The organism is Leptospira sanjuanensis (assembly GCF_022267375.1).
Classification (GTDB): domain Bacteria; phylum Spirochaetota; class Leptospiria; order Leptospirales; family Leptospiraceae; genus Leptospira; species Leptospira sanjuanensis.
The window spans coordinates 127,141-143,969 of sequence record NZ_JAIZBH010000001.1; the positions used below are offsets into that span (position 1 = coordinate 127,141).

At 43.5% G+C, this 16,829-nt stretch carries 11 protein-coding genes and 1 pseudogene; 7 read left to right on the forward strand and 5 right to left on the reverse strand.

Features of this window, described 5'->3' with window-relative positions:
- Positions 1-122: 122 nt before the first annotated feature.
- Together LFX17_RS00615 and LFX17_RS00620 are read left to right on the forward strand one after the other, a co-directional pair.
- Positions 123-1,748: an LIC10124 family lipoprotein gene (locus LFX17_RS00615; RefSeq protein WP_238744605.1), complete on the forward strand. Its 1,626-nt coding sequence runs from the start codon at positions 123-125 to the stop codon at positions 1,746-1,748.
- A complete protein-coding gene (locus LFX17_RS00620; RefSeq protein WP_238744606.1) occupies positions 1,745-5,338 on the forward strand; it encodes a tetratricopeptide repeat protein in 3,594 nt (1,197 codons plus the stop codon). Before LFX17_RS00615 ends, LFX17_RS00620 begins: the two co-directional genes overlap by 4 nt.
- A gap of 146 nt (positions 5,339-5,484) precedes the next feature.
- On the opposite strand, the gene trmB is transcribed toward LFX17_RS00620, so the two are convergent.
- Positions 5,485-6,138 carry a tRNA (guanine(46)-N(7))-methyltransferase TrmB gene (gene trmB, locus LFX17_RS00625; protein WP_238744607.1) on the reverse strand — a complete coding sequence of 218 codons (654 nt, stop codon included), beginning with the start codon at positions 6,136-6,138 and terminating at the stop codon, positions 5,485-5,487.
- Between the two features lie 49 nt (positions 6,139-6,187).
- On the opposite strand from trmB, the gene LFX17_RS00630 reads away from it, so the two are divergent.
- The 3 genes from LFX17_RS00630 (at position 6,188) to LFX17_RS00640 (ending at position 8,422) form a co-directional block, all read left to right on the forward strand.
- Positions 6,188-7,126 (forward strand): MBL fold metallo-hydrolase, encoded by a 939-nt coding sequence (locus tag LFX17_RS00630; RefSeq protein WP_238728382.1) that lies wholly within the window; start codon positions 6,188-6,190, stop codon positions 7,124-7,126.
- 128 nt (positions 7,127-7,254) lie between these two features.
- Positions 7,255-7,605: a PilZ domain-containing protein gene (locus tag LFX17_RS00635; protein ID WP_238728383.1), complete on the forward strand. Its 351-nt coding sequence runs from the start codon at positions 7,255-7,257 to the stop codon at positions 7,603-7,605.
- Between the two features lie 112 nt (positions 7,606-7,717).
- The gene (locus LFX17_RS00640; RefSeq protein ID WP_238744608.1) at positions 7,718-8,422 is read left to right on the forward strand and encodes a hypothetical protein; all 705 of its coding nucleotides are present in this window, start codon (positions 7,718-7,720) and stop codon (positions 8,420-8,422) included.
- A gap of 6 nt (positions 8,423-8,428) precedes the next feature.
- On the opposite strand, the gene yihA is transcribed toward LFX17_RS00640, so the two are convergent.
- The 3 genes and pseudogenes from yihA to LFX17_RS00655 form a co-directional block, all read right to left on the reverse strand.
- On the reverse strand, positions 8,429-9,094 hold the full coding sequence (yihA, locus tag LFX17_RS00645; RefSeq protein ID WP_238731459.1) for a ribosome biogenesis GTP-binding protein YihA/YsxC: 666 nt from the start codon (positions 9,092-9,094) through the stop codon (positions 8,429-8,431).
- Positions 9,094-10,397: pseudogene (tilS, locus tag LFX17_RS00650) on the reverse strand (tRNA lysidine(34) synthetase TilS). The gene yihA and the pseudogene tilS overlap by 1 nt, the downstream one beginning before the upstream one ends.
- A gap of 20 nt (positions 10,398-10,417) precedes the next feature.
- Positions 10,418-12,250, reverse strand: a complete 1,833-nt coding sequence (locus tag LFX17_RS00655; protein WP_406600650.1) for a GAF domain-containing SpoIIE family protein phosphatase — start codon at positions 12,248-12,250, stop codon at positions 10,418-10,420.
- 516 nt (positions 12,251-12,766) lie between these two features.
- On the opposite strand from LFX17_RS00655, the gene LFX17_RS00660 reads away from it, so the two are divergent.
- The gene (locus tag LFX17_RS00660; protein WP_238728386.1) at positions 12,767-14,809 is read left to right on the forward strand and encodes a sigma-54-dependent Fis family transcriptional regulator; all 2,043 of its coding nucleotides are present in this window, start codon (positions 12,767-12,769) and stop codon (positions 14,807-14,809) included.
- A gap of 381 nt (positions 14,810-15,190) precedes the next feature.
- A complete protein-coding gene (locus LFX17_RS00665) occupies positions 15,191-16,417 on the forward strand; it encodes a DUF3095 domain-containing protein (RefSeq protein ID WP_238728387.1) in 1,227 nt (408 codons plus the stop codon).
- Here the strand turns inward: LFX17_RS00665 and LFX17_RS00670 are convergent.
- Complete coding sequence (locus LFX17_RS00670; protein WP_238728388.1) at positions 16,406-16,804, reverse strand: SET domain-containing protein; 399 nt, start codon at positions 16,802-16,804, stop codon at positions 16,406-16,408. The two genes, LFX17_RS00665 and LFX17_RS00670, sit on opposite strands and share 12 nt — an antisense overlap.
- Positions 16,805-16,829 lie beyond the last annotated feature (25 nt).

Here is a 16,829-nt window from a genome sequence, read left to right on the forward strand (position 1 = left end):
CCGGGGAAATTTCCCCGGTTTTTTTATTTTTAGTCGGATCATCGAAAATTACGGATGATCGATCCCCCGAAAGTTTTTATAATGGATTTCTCATTCAACTAGGTAGAAAATTATTGACTCCGATGAAATTTATTTTTAACCCAAAACGACTCTTCGTATTCTATATTCTATTTTTATTAATTCTTATAGATTGTTCTTCCGTTCAAAAAATCGAAAATTTCAATTCCGTTTTGCAGGAGCCCGTATTCAAGGCTCTCAAAGAGGAGGAGGCGATATTGGGAGGAAGCTCCGATGCGGACTATAAGATCCGTAAAACGGGGAACACCGTTCCCATTTTCGCGTTAGCTCCCATTAACGTCCCTAAGGAGATGGATCCGAAACTTGCTTCGTTTTTGAGCGACGAGGTCCGCCTGATCTGGGCTAAAGTAAAAGGCAGGCAAGCGCGCATAACGGATACGTCCTGGAAGAATTCTTCCCTGCTTTCTCAAGAACTGAAACGTTTGAACGTCGATGCGGTGATCAAAACCGATATCCGCGAAGTCTCGGGAAAGTGGGCAGTAACCCAAAAAATCACCGACCCGGTTAAGGAAATCGTATATGGAACCGTAGACGCTTCCTTTCAACCTCCTCAGATGCAGGATGATCTGCAGGCCAATCAAGTTTATTATCTGAAACACGGTTCGGGAGTTCTCGCGCTGGATCCGAAGTCTTCTTTGGTCCCGATTTGGGAAAAATCTCTGAGTTCCGGCGAGATCGATTCTATCCTTAAGAAATCGATTCAAGGTTATCTTTCTTTCAGTGCTTCTTCCGCGGATACGGAAGTTACGTTTCAGGGTGAGAAGATCGGAATCGCTTCTTTTCGCAATTATCCTTTGCCGGAAGGTTTGCAACAGATTCAAATCACCCGTCCCGGACAAAAAGATATAGTCAAATCCTTGCAGATTCGTTCGGGACAAACCGTTTCCATTTATCAAGAGTGGAAAGAGGATAGAACTCTCGGCGGTTTGAGAATTTTGAGTTTTCCGGAGGCGCTCCAAGTTGCGTTAGACGGCTTTCGAACCGGGGAAACTCCGTTTTACAGAAGTAATCTTGCTCCGGGGGCGATGCAGCTTGAATTGGTTCGCGATACGGAAAACGGTCCTCTCGTTTATTACGAAGGACAATTGATTGTCGAAGCCGATAAGATCACCGAAATCGCGTTACCGTATAAAACGGACAATCTCGTTTCCGAGCCCGAATTCTGGAAACTTTCCGGCGAAAAAGGATTTCAGGCTTTTTCCGGAAAAACATTAGATTTTCAGAATGTTTCTTCCTCCTTGCCTCCGGGTTGGTACGGGGTTTTTTCCGCTCCGTTTGTTCCGGAAAATCTCGAGTTGGAAGGAATCCTTCCCATCAGCTCCGAACTAGATTCCGGAATCGTTGCGATTTCGTTTCACACACCGAAAAAAACGATCAGCTTGGAATACGAAAAGGAACGATTGAGCGTTTACTCCTTTCCATCCACCGGAAACAACGTCGGAACCTATAAATTTAAACAAGAAACGAAAGAAGACGGACGCCCTTTCCGCATCGTAACGGATACGAAAGAGGGAATCATCCGGCTGTATTTGGGTTATTCCAAAGTTCTGGAAGATAAGTTCGAACCGAACGGCGGCGTCTGGAGAATTTCGGTTCTTACCCGAGGAGAAAAGTTTTCGAAACGTTCTCCGCTTAGAAACCTCAAGATCGAATACAAGGGATACAAATGAAAGGTCTGATTTCCATGAAAAAGAATGTCGTATTAATTTCTGTTATCGTCCTGATCGGCGGACAATTCACCATCAACTGTTTGAGCAAGGATTTCCGAAAGTCCCAAACGCAGGATTCCATTATGGAAAAGGATTCCGCCGCCCGCGAAAAGCTCAAACGTGTATCAAAGATTTTGAATGAAGGAAATTCCTTTTTCCAAAAAGGAAATTTCGATCGATCTCTTGAAAAAGCGAACCTCGCCATAAACACGTATCCTACCGCGCCCGGTTATTATCTCGCGGGAATTTCCGAATACAAACTCGGTAAAAATCAGGATGCGCTTGTTTCTCTCAGAAAAGGAACCGAAGTCGATCCCGAAAACGAACAGATTCTTCTTACGTTGGGAATTATTTATACGGCTGAAGGAAAAAACGAGGACGCGATCGAAGTTTACGGAAAATTGGAATCCCTTCCCGTTAAAGAGAAATACAATTATTCCTTTAAGAAGGCGGTTCTTTTAAAGAATCAAGGTAAGTTCGAACAATCATACGCGACTTTAAAAAAGATTCCGGTGAAGGAATTCGCGTTTCCCGCTCAGTTGAATATGCAGCTCGGCGACGCGGCGGTTCAGCTAAAAAAATACGAAGAAGCCGAAGTTTATTTCGAAGAAGCAAGAAAGAACGATCCTGAGTTGTTGTCCGCGAAAAAATCCGCTTCCGTAACCCGAGTCGCTTCGGCTTTGGAAAACGGAAATCAAGCGATGAGAAGAAAGAATTATAAGGAAGCAGCTTCTCATTTTCAAACTGCGGTTCAAAACGATCCGAAAAATCCAGCGCCCTATATCTTTCTCGGAAACGCGAGAATTCTTGCCGGCGAATACGAAGCCGCGCTGAAGTCTTTTGAAACTTCCCTCGCACTTAAACCGGATTATCAGGAAGCGATTTCCGGAATCGCCGCCGTACATTACAAAACCGGCAACTATCGAAAATCCGTTTCCGTTTTGGAAAAGGCGATCTCCGTATTTCCGAACAACGCGGTTTATCAAAACCAAATGGGTTTGAATATGAAGGCTCTTGGCGAACCCGCAAAGGCCCTGGTATATTTTACAAGAGCGCAGGAACTCGATCCCGCGTTCGCGGAACCGGTGGCAAACTTGGTCTTTCTCTTAATCGCGGAAAATCGCTATAAAGCGGCGAGAAGAGAGGTCGAGTCGTTAAAATCCGAAGCCGATAAAAAGCAAATCCTTGCGTTCATCGACGTTTCCGAACAAATCTTTGAAGGCGATCGACATCTCCGAAAAGGCGATTTCAAAGGAGCAAAATCCTTTTACGAAAAAGCGAAGAAGGCTTCCGCGGAAGAACCTTCCGTTTACAATGCGTTCGGAAGATTGTATTTCGTATCCGGCGAACCTAAGTCTTCGGAAGAGAATTTCAAAAAAGCCCTTTCCATCGATAAACAGAACATTCCGGCTCTTCAAGGATTGATTCGTCTTTATTCTTCCCAAAAGAATCAAACGCTCGCCAATCAATACGCGAAAGAACTCGAAAATCTCACCGGTAACGATCCGTCTGCGGCGATCGTTTTAGGAAGAACATACGAGGATAAAAAGGAATACGAAAAGGCCGAAACGGTTTATAAGAATCTTCAGAAAAAATTTCCGAGCAACGAAGCGGTCAACTTCCGTCTTGCGATGTTGTATTATAAGATTTCTCTCGAAGAAAACGAAAAGGGCAATCACGACGCGGCGTTGAATTGGATCGGAAAAGCGGAGAAGTTGTCCAAAGATATTCCCGAGATCGCGGAAACAAGAAAGACGATTCAGGAAAACCAAAAATTCGCGACCGTAATTCCGACCATTCAAAAGGCGAACCGAGCCTTCGATTCGCATCAATACGAAAAAGCGATCCCGCTTTATCAGGAAGCCTTCCAAAAAACCGGAAAACTGACCTTATATATTAAGATTGCTGAATGTTACTTGGCGCTTGGAAACGAGGAAAAAGGGATTTCCATGTTGGAAAATCCGCCTCAGGGAACCCGTAATCTTCAGGCAAGAGAAGCGATCAACGCGTTCTTGCTCCGAAAAGGGGAGATCGACAAAGCGGAAGAAGGATTCAAGGAGATTCTCTCCAAAAAACCGGATTCCTATTACAGCCATTATCAGATGGGAATCATTCATCTTCAAAGAAAGAAATACGAGGCTTCGATCGATTCGTTTGATCGATCGCTTCTGTTAAACACCGACTTCGTTGCGGCGAGAATCGGAAAGGGAATTTCCACGTATCATTCCGGAAATAAAAAACTCGCTAAGGAAGAATTTGAAACCGCGATGCAGCAGGATTCCGAAAACGAGCTCGCTCCGTACAACATCGGGATCATTTTGTTCAACGACAATCTCTATAACGAGGCGATCACGATCTTCAAAGAGATTATCCAGAAAAATCCGGAATTCTCTGACGCTCATTATCAGATTTCTTATATCTATTACAAACGCGGTGATCTGGAACAGGCGGAAAAAGAAATCCGCAAGGCTCTCGATCTGGAAAGAAACGAAAGAAATCTTTTCGCTTTGATTCGAATCCTTTCCGAACAAAAAACAAAAATGACGAATCCTACGTTTAAAAAAGAAGTTTTGGATTTGGGAAGAGAACTCGCGGAAAAATTCCCTGCGTCTCCGCACGCGGCTCAAGCCGAACGATTGGTGATCGCCGACGAGGATACGCCGGTAATTCTTCAATCCTATCAAAGCAGAGGAAAACTGATCGGAGTTCCGTTGTTAATCAACAATTCCGTAATCTTAAATTACGGCACGAGCGTGGAATCTTTGGATAAGGACCGAGGCGTTCGCCAATGGAGAATTCAAACTTCCGTTCCTTATAAATTCCTACTCGTTGACAAACGTTTGATCGGAATTTCAGAAAAGAAAATCGAAGTAATGGATTTAAAGACCGGAATCGTTTTGAGAGACGCGAAACTCCCGAACGGCGAAATCAAAAAAGCGAATCTTTCCGGTGAAAATATTTTAGTCGAAGTCGTTACCGGAAAAACTTCCAAGATTTATAGTTACTCGGATCAGCTTGAGTTGAACGGTTCTATCGCCTTCGAAGGAACGTTCTGGTCAGCTATCAAATCAGGAGCATTGTTCTCTGTAACTCAAAAAGACGGAATTCAAGCGCAAGTATATGACTCTTCCTTAAAGGACTTGAACGCAAAAAAGATTTCCCAAAAAGGAAGCGGAGAACTTCGTTATCTCGGTTCGTATGAAACGGGACTTTTCTTTCTTTCCGGTAAAAAGATCGTTTCCATCGATAACGACAAGGTTTCTTCGATCGATCTACCGAGCGAAAGCGCCTCACAGTTCGTCGTTCGTTCCCCGTATCTTTGGTTCCACGCAGGCAAGCAGGTTTATCGGATCGAATCCGGTTCGCTCAAAGCGACCTCGTTTACGGTGGAAGCAGCGGACATCGAAGGGATTCTTCCCGGTAAAAAGGACGACGGGATCGTTCTTTTCAAATCGGGCAAAGCGATTCGTTACGGAATCGACGGCAAACCGATTTGGACTTATCCTCTCAAAGACGAGGAAGGTAAGGTTTATTCTTTGGTGTATCGTTAAAACGTTCAACGAAGAATTCCGATTCAACCGAGCGCCGGATTTTCCTCTGAAAGTTCGGCGTTTTCTTTTGCGAGAGGATGCGTTTACCGTTCCGCGGTTTTTAGGAATTTACTTTTTTCGATTCCGCTTCCTTCGGTTTTTGGAAATTATTTTTTGAGGAGGATCTGATCGATGTAATAGATTCTTTTTCCTTCTTCCCTTTTTTTTCTTTCAAAGTGGGAAACGGGGATTTCACTCCGTTCCAATCTCAGTTCGGCGGTTTCCGGCCGGAAAACTTCCGAGTCGCGGAAAAGACGGATGGCCTTTCTCGCATACGGACCGTAGTCGGTGGCAAAGGAAAACTTGCCTCTTTCCGGAAGAAGGACTCGAAGCGATTCCAAGAATTTGGCGTTCATCGTTCTTTTCTTATGATGTCTTCGTTTAGGCCAAGGATCGGGAAAGTTCAGAAGAATTTCGGAAAACGTGTTTTCCTCAAACACATCTTCCAGAAACCAATTGAAGTTAACGCAAAGAATTTTCACGTTTTTGAGGGAATGCTTTTCGATTCCGCGTATCGTATGACGGATTCGATCGAATTTCTTCTCCATCAAAACGAAACCGGTGTCCGGTCTTTGACGTGCCAGGGAGATTGCGACTTCTCCCCAACCCGAACCCAGCTCTAAAAAATATGTCTCGAACTCTTTTGAGAATAAATTTTCTTTTTTCAGTTTCCTTACAGGGCTGGCTTGCAAAAAATATTCCGAAGCGAAAGGAATACCGCCTGCGATTGACCAAAGCTTTTGTTCGAGATCCTGGATCATGGTTTATCGTCAGAGAATTTTACACATTTTGTTTGTCTAATATAATACAGTGAAAGTAAAACTATACGGCGTACGGGGCTCACTCCCCACCCCACTGAGCGAATCGGAATACAGGGAAAAAATCCTCAAAATTCTGAAAGCGGCCCATACTGCAATCAAACAGCAAAACGGAAAGTTTTCAGAGGAAGAATTCCTAAGTTCACTCGATCCGTCTTTATCGCGCACGGTGGGGGGAAACACCACGTGCGTTTATATACAAGCTAGATCCGGTGATCGTTACATCATCGATTGCGGTTCCGGAATTCGACAATTGGGCAACGATCTCCTCGCGGAAGGATTGAAGCCCGGCGATAAGATTCATATCTTAATTACTCACACACACTGGGACCACATCCAAGGTTGGATGTTCTTTAAACCGGCATATTTTCCCGGCGTCGACATCCACTTCTATTCTACCATCCCCAATCTTCAGGAACGATTCGAAAGACAACAGAATGAGGAAAATTTTCCTCTTCCACTATCAGGGATGATGTCTAAAAAAACGTTCCATCTTCTTGAAAAGAATCAAAGCGCTCGGATCGGCACGGTGCAAATCACTCCGTTTCTTTTGAGACATCCGGGGAACTGTACCGGATTTCGATTCGAAGAGGAAGGTAAGAGCTTTCTATTCTGTACCGACGTGGAAGTTCAGGAGCCAGACTTGGAAGAATTCCAAGATCTCAAAAAGTCCTTCGGCAAAACGGACATGTTAATTATAGACGCTCAATACAGCTCTGAAGAAGCTGAAAAAAAAGTGGGTTGGGGTCATACTTCCGGAAAAGTCGCCGTTCGCTGCGGGGAAATATTGGAAGTGGAACGTTTGGTGCTTACACATCATGAACCCGATCACAAAGACGAAGACATTCTTAGAATCTTTCATCAGGAATCGGGCGCTTCCGCAAAGATGCAAGTTTTGTTGGGACGAGAAAACGATTCGTTTTCTCTCTAAAGACTTTCCGGTTTATTTAGATCGTTTCGTTTTTAAGAATTCTTCTAAAGAAAATCAGACTGTGTTATTCGGCACTTTCGTAAAAATTTTCTTTTCTTTCATTTTATTTGAGTTATGCTGGATCGGCTATGCACACAGAGATGGGACAACAAAAAAAGAATGCTAGCGATGCGTTGGATGATAAACGTTTTTATAAACGTTTTCAGAAGAACAACCTAGTGAAGATGGTTCTTGGTAAGAATGAGATATTGGGAAATCTCGAAGACATCAGCATGATCGGAGCTTCGATCAGTTCTAGAGAAGAAATTCTTCTCGGTGAACGCGTCAAGTTTATGTCTCCAATACTTTCCGTCGAAATCGAAGCGGATATCATCAGAAGGGATTTAGTTCAAGAGAAGTATAAATACGGACTCGTATTTCACGATCTTTCGGACGCCGCCATCGTTGAAATCCTGAATAAGATCGCTTCCACTGATTAAACGGGTGTATTACGATTTCTTTATCTTTTTTTCCGAAGAATCGAAACGATTTTAGAAATATTTTATATACTACCCTTAACTTAGGTATGTACAAGCCGACACTAGTATTAGAATGAGAATCGGCGGAGAACATAGAATGCAGCTCGGAATTCCACGAGATGAATCTTTGCATTATATCGGTCACGGACAACTTGAGAGTTCTCCCGCATCCACTTCCGTCCTTCACGTGATCTCGCACGAACTCGGGCACGTAGCCGAATTTCGCTCCGAAGCGATGAGAGACCGGGCTGAAATTCGTTCGCTGGATATGAAGATCCATTACGAATTTCGAAACGGAAAACTCGTCGCGGTTTCCGGTGAAACTCAGGCGGTCACTGCAAAGAAGTCCGAAGAATCTTCCCGCAAAAACGAAATCATTCAGGATAATCAAAAATCTGCGGAATCCGCCGAAACTTCCCGAGAAAAAGAAACGCGTCAAAAAGAAGAAAAAGCCGATTCTTCCAAGATCCGTTTGGAAGATAAGGAAAAACAGATTCTTTCCGAAATCCGCAAAATCGAATCCGAACTAAAAACGTTTGAAACGGAGAATCAAGGCGCCGAACAAGAAAAGGGCTTCGATTCCACCCGCAAAACGGAGTTAGAAGAAAGAAAAAGAAAACTCGAAATGGCACTCAATCAGGAAAAGTTGAAGTCGATTTTAGAGGATACGATGGAAACGTTCCAAGAGTTGACGGATAAACAAACTCAGATGAGTTTACGAATTTTGAATGCGAATTCTTCCGATAAACTCGGAAATCTTTTCGACGAGAAAGCCTGATTTTATTTAAGAGATTTCCTCGATCCGTTCCGTATAAGTTTCAGACGTAGTTCCGACCGCACTAATCAAAGAATCCACGATTTTTCTCAGTTCGAGCAAACCCTTTCCGGACTTATTCGATACAAGAACCGTTTCGAGCATCGGATATAATTCGTGAATATTTTTCATTTTCTTTCTTAATTTGGAAAGATCGCTTTGGTTGAGCTTATCGATCTTCGTTCTGACTAAAACGGGTTTGATGTTCCGTTCAAAACAAGTTCCGATCAATTCCAATTCCTCTTCGGGAAGTTCTCTTTGCGAATCACAAACCAAGAACAAACACTTTAGATCTTTTGCGAGGTTCAGATAATCCATCAAAAGGTCCATCATCGCTTCGTGATCTTTGTGGGAATTTGCGGAATAACCGAACCCGGGTAAATCGACAAGATAAACGGAATGATTTACAAAAAAGAAATTCAGTAGTTTTGTTTTACCGGGTGTGGAAGAAACTTTTGCGAGGGATTTTCTTTCAAGAATCGCGTTGAGCAAAGAGGATTTGCCCGCGTTGGATCGGCCTGCGAATGCGATTTGCGGAACCCCTTTAGCGGGAATCTTGTTCGCTTCTCCGTAAGACGCACTGAATTCTACGTCTTTGAAGAATGGTTCGTCCTTTTTTTGAGGATCCTCACTCATCATCCGGGCTCCAGAAGGTCAGGTAAAATCTCAACTTCTCTGTCCGCTACGATATCGCTTATCCTAGTATCCCAAAGACTCAGACAGATCACATCAACTTTCCCTTCCCCGTAAAGAATGGGTAGCATTTTTCTAACCGGAACGGGAATCTCTTTCTGTCTAAAAATTTCTGAAATTTCTATACTCATCCCGTTTTTGCGAATTTTGGCTCCGGGAGGGCATAAATCGGGAATCAATCCGGGAGGAATCTTTTTCTGGTTTCCGTTCCATCGAAGAATCATCTCTTTCGACTCGAATCGAAATTCTTTTAACGCTAACGAATTTTTGGGAATGATATACAAATCGGAAGAAGTCGATTTCCAAAACCAGGCTTCCTTATTTTCGATTCCGAAAGAATTCTCCCGTTGAAGACAATGAGTAAGATCTTCGAAAAAATTTCGAGTGATCGGATGCAGATTCAACGAGCGCAGATAACGGTCGATGAAGAATTTTCTTTCTCTTCGTGAAAGATCGTTTAAAACCCAGATATCGATTTTCAAATGAGAAGGAATCTTTTGGGGACTTGTTTCGGCTTCTTTAGAAAAAAGTTGCGCTGCAGGTCTTTCCATCCGGTGAAAGTTCTTATAAATCCGATCCGGATCGGCTCCTTCGTTTAACAATAACGGAACGATATCGTTTCGAATTCTGTTTCTAAGGTATTCGTTGCTTTGATTGGATTCATCTTCGAACACCGGCCAAAATTCCGTTTGTAACACGGTTTTGATTTCTTCTTTTGTAAACGCAAAGAGAGGTCTGAATCGATTCTTCTCGTACCAACCCAAGGTGCGCAAGGAACTCCAGCCGCCTCCGCGGATCAGATTCAATAGAATCGTTTCCAAATAGTCGTTCGAATGGTGACCGGTAACGATATAACCTTCGTAACGATCCGAAATTCGTTCCAGATCCTTATAACGAAAAGCCCTCCCGGTCTCTTCGAGTGTCTTTCCTAACTTACGCGATAAGAGTGGAACGTTTTTTTTTTAAAGATTCTCGGAAACGGAAAGGTGGTTTCCGCATATTCAAGAATTTGTTTTTCCTGTTCCAGATTGAAACGGATCGAATGGTCCAAATGATAAATGCAGGGCGCGGGAATTTTTTTTTCGACCCAGAGCCAAAAGTAAAAATGAAGTAAAAGGGAAGAATCTTTTCCGCCGGAATACGAAAGAATCGCGGGACGAGAAAGGATCATTTCTTGAAAGGGAAGAATTCTTTCCCATACGGTTTCGAAAATTTTTCGAGTGGATTCGGAGATCTTATCTCTCATGGCAATTCGCAAATGCAGGTTTAACGGATCCTCCGGATTGCTGCAAGAGTAATATCGTCCATCTGTTCTTGGTTTCCCGTAAATTTACGGATCTCGGAAACGATTCCATCCAACATCGCCTGCAGAGGTTCGGTTTGAAAACGGAGAATGGAATTCTTAAATCGTTCCGCTTCGAACTGTATTCCGTCCCGATCGGAAGCTTCTAAAACTCCGTCCGTACACATGATTAACAGATCGCCGGGCTGCATTCTAAATTGGTTTAGATTTTCGAATTTGGAAACGTCCGGATCGATTCCCAATATGATACCGCCCGTAGCAATCTCTTCGATTTTTTTCGAAGCCGCGCGGTAAAGATAAAGATTTCCTTGTCCGGCACCGCTGAAAGCGAAGTCGTTTCGGTTCATTTCCCATTTGATAACGGTCATCGACATGAATCGCGGCGAAGGTGAATCGTTGTAATTCTGAAAGATGTAAGTGTTTACCGTATTGACGATATCCCAAGGGCTCACCTTTTTTCGGACGAGAGAATGAATGATGGTTCTTACGGTCGCCATGACGATTCCTGCGGGAACACCTTTGCCGCTTACGTCGCCGATGCAGATCACCGTTTCGGTGTTAAACGGGTCCGTTATAAAATCGTAATAGTCCCCTCCGACTCCTCTCGCGGCAACCATTGTTCCCGCGAATTCGTATCCGGGATGTTCGGGCATTTTGCGGGGAAGAAGCGATCTCTGGAGTTCTTTCGCGATTTCGATTTCCTTATCGAGTCTTTCCTTTTGGGCTCTTTGATCGAAGAGGTGATAGTTCTGGATCGATATTCCGGCTTGAATCGAAAATGCATTCAAAACTTCTAATTCTTCGGCGTTGAATTGAAGCCCTTTTCTTTTTCCGAGAATGACTACGATGTCCGATTTGTCCGTATGAACCACGGGGAGAATCGCAAGATTCAATCCCAACATTCCGAATTTTTCGAGCTCCGGAAAATCGGAGGAAAGAGCGAGTTTGGACTCGGTGAGTTCGAAAACTTCTTTGAGAAAGAATTCGTATCGATCCATAGGAAGGGACATTTCTCCGGGGATCGGTTCCAATTCTTTTCTTGTGATTCTTTTTTTGAACGTTTCCGCGGCTTCTCTTTCCTCCGCTGTCGTTTGGATACGAACCTTAAACGTGGACTGTCTCGCTAAATCGACGTCCATTCTAATTTCAGGACTTGTGATATTCCCCGTAAGAAAATGTCCGAACAAAGTATGATTGTCTCTGTTCCATTCGAAGAGAGAATAAAGGTCGTTTTCCGAAAACTCGGTCAAAGACAAAAGGATGACGCGAAAAATTTCCACCTTGTATTTGAATCCCAAAGAGGAAAGTCGCAACGCTGCGGAATGGAGCGATCTGAAATTGCGGGATTGAGTTTGAGAGACCTCGAATAAAATTCGGTTCTTTAAAGTGACCGCAAACTGAGCCGCGATCAATTCCAGAAAATACCGGTCATTCTCCGCTTTCTCGGGATCGTCCGTTTTATAATCGACGGAGATGATTCCTAAAACCTCTCCGTTGAGATGGATCGGAATCGCAAGAGAAGCGACGGTCCGGTTCAGTCGCGCGTATTGTTTGAAGTGTTTGTGTTTTTGATCGGCGAATCGGTAATAAATCGATCTGCAGTTTTCGATACATTCGGTCAAAGCTCCGTTGTCTTCTCCCTTTTTGATCTCGAAATGAAGAGCGACTTTGGAGAGGGAAGTTTTCTGGTTTTTGACCGACATTACGGTCATACGATCCAGCTTCGGTTCGTAGATCATCACACTCACGCCCGGGATTCCTAGTTTGTAAAAGGCGAGAGAAGTAAAACTTTCCAACAGGTGATTTAGATTCGGACTCGTATTGAAAAGCGAAAGAAATTCGAGTAAAACCTCGTTGCTGAATCTCGTATCCGTCGGGGGTTGCAGCCTTGGATTCTTCCTTTTTTCTAAAATCCATTCTCGACCGCATGATCTGCAAAAAAAGCGACCTCCATGAAACATTCCGTCGGGAGTTTTAAATTCTGAGCAGAATGCACAGGTCATACGCGTAAAATTATAAAGAATATGGTTTATACTGATACAAAATTATTTGGGATTTTCTTTAAAATTCACTTCTTTCCATGCAGAAAGCCCAAATTCAGTAAGGCATAGATTCTTATGAAATCAAATCCACAGAGATACGGAATTTATAGGCATAAGTGATTATCAGCACCTCTTAAAAAAATCGTTCCAAAAATAAGCGAAAAATAAAAATTCGATTGACCCCAAAAGTATCAAATCGCAAAAATTTTAAGCATGTCAGGATATGTGAAGCCAAGTCCATTAAGATCTATACAAGAAGTTGCAACCGCTATGAATTCAACTTTAGATCCGGATAAACTTCTGGATTTGATTCTAGAACGTTGTATTCAGATTTGCGAAGTTGGTTCGGGCTCTCTGATGCTGATCAACGAGAAAGAAAACGTTTTGGATATCGTTACCTTTCGGGGAATGAATCCATCGATCCGTACAAAAGTAAAACTCAAGGTTGGGGAAGGAATTACCGGAATTGTGGCCGCTTCCGGAGAGGGGATGATCGTCAGCGACGTAACCGCGAACCCGCATTATATTTCGATTAAGGACGATATCATGTCCGAACTTGCGGTTCCTATGATTGTGGAAGACGTAGTCATCGGAGTGATATCCTTGGATTCGAGCCGGAAAGGCGCCTTCAACGATGAACACTTGGAAATCATTTCCACGCTTGCCAATCAGGCCGCACAGATCTTCAAGAACCTGCAGATTTTCAGACAACTGGAGCAGAAGAATAAGATTCAACAGGTGTTGATCGATATTTCTAGAACCGTGACTTCCACTTTGGTTCTTCAGGAAATTTTCGAAGACATCATGGATCGACTTGAAAAATCCCTGAACTTGGAACGGGGAAGTATCGTTCTTTTCGAACCAGAAAAAGCGATTTTAAGGCTCGAGGCAGCTTCCGGTTTGACCGCGGAAGAAATGGAGAAGGGCGTTTATCTTCCCGGAGAAGGAATTACCGGCAAGGTTTTTGAAACGGGCGAACCGATCATCGTGGAATCGATCGCGAACGACGAAAACTTTTTGAATCGCGTCGGAAACGCCGCGCACTTTAAGAACAATCCGGAGAACGTCAGCTTTCTCGCGGCGCCGATCAAATCGGATACGGACGTTCTCGGAGTCGTAAGCGTTTACTTCGTCCATAAAAAATACATAGATTTAAAAACTTATTTAGACTTTTTGCAAGTAGTCGCTTCGGTGATCTATCAGGCGATCCGGATTCAAAAGCTGATCGACGAAGAGAAGAGGGAAATTTCGAGAGAAAACGTTCTTCTCAAACGAGAATTAAAGAATAAATACAAGTTCGGTTCGTTGATCGGTAAATCCAAACCGATGGAAAAACTTTTCGAGATGATTCATCTCGTTTCCGATTCTCGCGCTTCGGTTTTAATTACGGGAGAATCCGGAACCGGTAAAGAGATGATTGCGTCCGCGATTCATTACAATTCTTCCCGCGCCGATAAACCGTTTATCAAAATCAACTGCGCCGCGATTCCGGAGAACTTACTGGAAAGCGAACTTTTCGGTCACAAGAAAGGTTCTTTTACCGGGGCCGTTGCCGATAAAAAAGGAAAGTTCGAGATGGCGGATACGGGAACGATCTTTTTAGATGAGATCGGTGAGATGGATCTGAATCTTCAGTCCAAGCTTTTGCGAGTTCTTCAGGAAAAAGAAATCGAAGCGGTGGGTTCCGTTAAACCGAAGAAGATCGACGTACGGATTATCGCAGCTACGAATGCGAATTTGGAAGAGTTGATCACCGAGAAGAAATTCAGACCGGATCTTTTTTACAGACTCAATGTCGTCAACATGGTGACTCCGCCACTTCGTGAAAGAGCCGATGATATTCCCCTTTTGATCAATCACTTTATCGCGAAATATGCGGAAGAAAACGGTAAAAAGATCACCGGGATCACGAGAGAAGCGCATAAACTTCTGATGAACTACAGTTGGCCGGGTAACGTTCGAGAACTCGAAAACGTGATCGAGCGTGCGGTGGTTCTTTCTCAATTGGAGATGTTAGACATTCAGGACTTTTCCGAGATCAACGGACGGCTTCTTTACGGTGACGAGGAATTCGATCCTGAATCGGGCGATTCCGAAACGTCGGTCGAAATCGCGAACTCACGATTCTCTTCTTCGCATTTGGACGCTTTGGACGGAAGAGCGATCGAAGTCGTGGTTGGGGAAGTGGAAGCCCGTTTGATCAAATACGCGATGAAGAAGTTCAAATATACAAAAACCAGAGTGGCAAAGTTTTTGGGGATCAACCGAAACACTTTGGATAAAAAGATCAAGGATCTGAAGATCGACTATTGATTCTCGCTAAAGAATTACGAAAGTTCCGACAGAAAGCAAGGATTCTGGGTGACCTCTAAGGATTTTTCTGATATAGGAAAATTCGTTCGAACACTTCCCACGAGGCCCGCCCCTCCACCCAATTAGGGTGGGGCCGCTTTTGTTTCACGAAAGATCTGTCGGAACTTGAATGGTTTTATGTCGCTCTTCCCTGCCTTTCTTCTACGACAAAAATAAGTATGAAATTATTCAAAAACGTCTAAGAATAGTATTTCGATTCATGAAATGCGGCTCGAATACGATCGAATTTTCGACATTCTTCCTTTCCATTTTTCGGTCGATCGAAGACAGTTTTTAAAATTCTTTTTTCCATAAAAATATAAACCCGATTAGGTGAACGAGATGATCGAAACTGCGGATAAAAAACAAACTCTCAATACTCACAACTTTTACAAATATCTTCCTGCGCTTTCTTCCTTTCAGGAAATCATAGAACCTTCGAATTATTTCACCGTTCCCGACGATTGGAATCTTGTGATCACCGATGTAGTGAATTCCACCGATGCGATCCGCAACGGAAACTACAAGGACGTAAACATCGCGGGCGGCGTTACTGCAATGGCGGTTTCAAATCTAATGGGTGATATGGATTATCCGTTTTTATTCGGCGGGGACGGAATGACTCTTCTTCTTCCGGATAGCGTTCTTCCGGGGGTAAAGGATATTCTATTTTCGATCCGTGAGTTGGTTAAAAACAATTTCGGATTAAAACTCAGAGCCGGAATCGTAAACGTAGGCGAGTTAAAAAGAAGCGGAAAAGAATTAAAACTTTGTAAACTAAAAATCTCCGATTTTTACAATCAGGCGATTTTGACCGGAAACGCATTGGATGCCGCGGAACGTTTCGTAAAGAACGACGATTCCACGAATCCTTATATCATTCCTCTCGCTCATAAAACGAAAATCAAACCGGACTTTACGGGCTTTACCTGTCGTTGGCAGGACATTCCGAGCCACAGAGGGGAAACGGTTTCTTTCATCATTAAAACGAATTCGCCTACGGTTGCGGGCGATCAGGAATTGTTGAAAATCATATTAGATAAAGTAAATGTTTTTTTGGGGAACGACACGGAGATTCATCCTTTGAAGGAAGAGGATATCAAGGTGGACTTTTCGGGAAAATATTTCGATAAGGAAGCGACGGTTCACGCCGGAAACCGAAAAGGATTTCTCCATTTCTTAAGAATGCTGAAGATAAAGATCGAAGGATTTGCGGTGAATCTCGCTATCAACACACAATGGAAGTTCGGTCCGAAAGTCAACGGAATGGAACTGAGAGAATTAAGAAAATCGCAAGTGATTGCGTCCGATTTCCGCAAATACGACGGAACCTTGAAGATGGTTGTAGCGTGCGATTCGAAATCCAGGGAATTGTTTTTGAAATTTTTGGAAGATCTGCATCGGGAAGGAAAACTATTCTACGGGTATCACGTTTCGGACCGTGCATTGATGACCTGCGCTTTACACGAAGGATCGGTTCGAGAAGTGCATTTCGTCGATTCGGCGGACGGAGGTTACGCTCTTGCCGCCATTCAACTCAAAGAGCAAATCAAAAATTCAAGAATCTGATCCGAGTTTGATCGTCCAGTTATCGTCAAAGAGTTTGTAATTGCAGGTCAGCTCTTCTCCTTTGAGAATCAATCGAGTCGCGCTGTCTTGTCCCATCGGGTTCGTTTGATCGCCCGTAAAATCTTCTTTCGTATTCGGATCGTCGCTGTGATTCATAAACTTCGAATTATCGGAGCAATAATACCATTTGCCGTCCGTTTGATACGAATACGTGCGGAACATTTCTTGAACGGAAGGAGGTAGGGAATTCAGCTCTTGATCGGTTAGAATCCAAACCGTCTTCGGATGATATTTCCAAATCAATTCTCCTTTTTGAATATCACGGCCGGCAAAGAGACCGAAACCTCCGATCGGAGAATTAGCGATGTATGTGGGAACCAAGAGCATTGGAAAGAATGTAAATTAGCCGGGA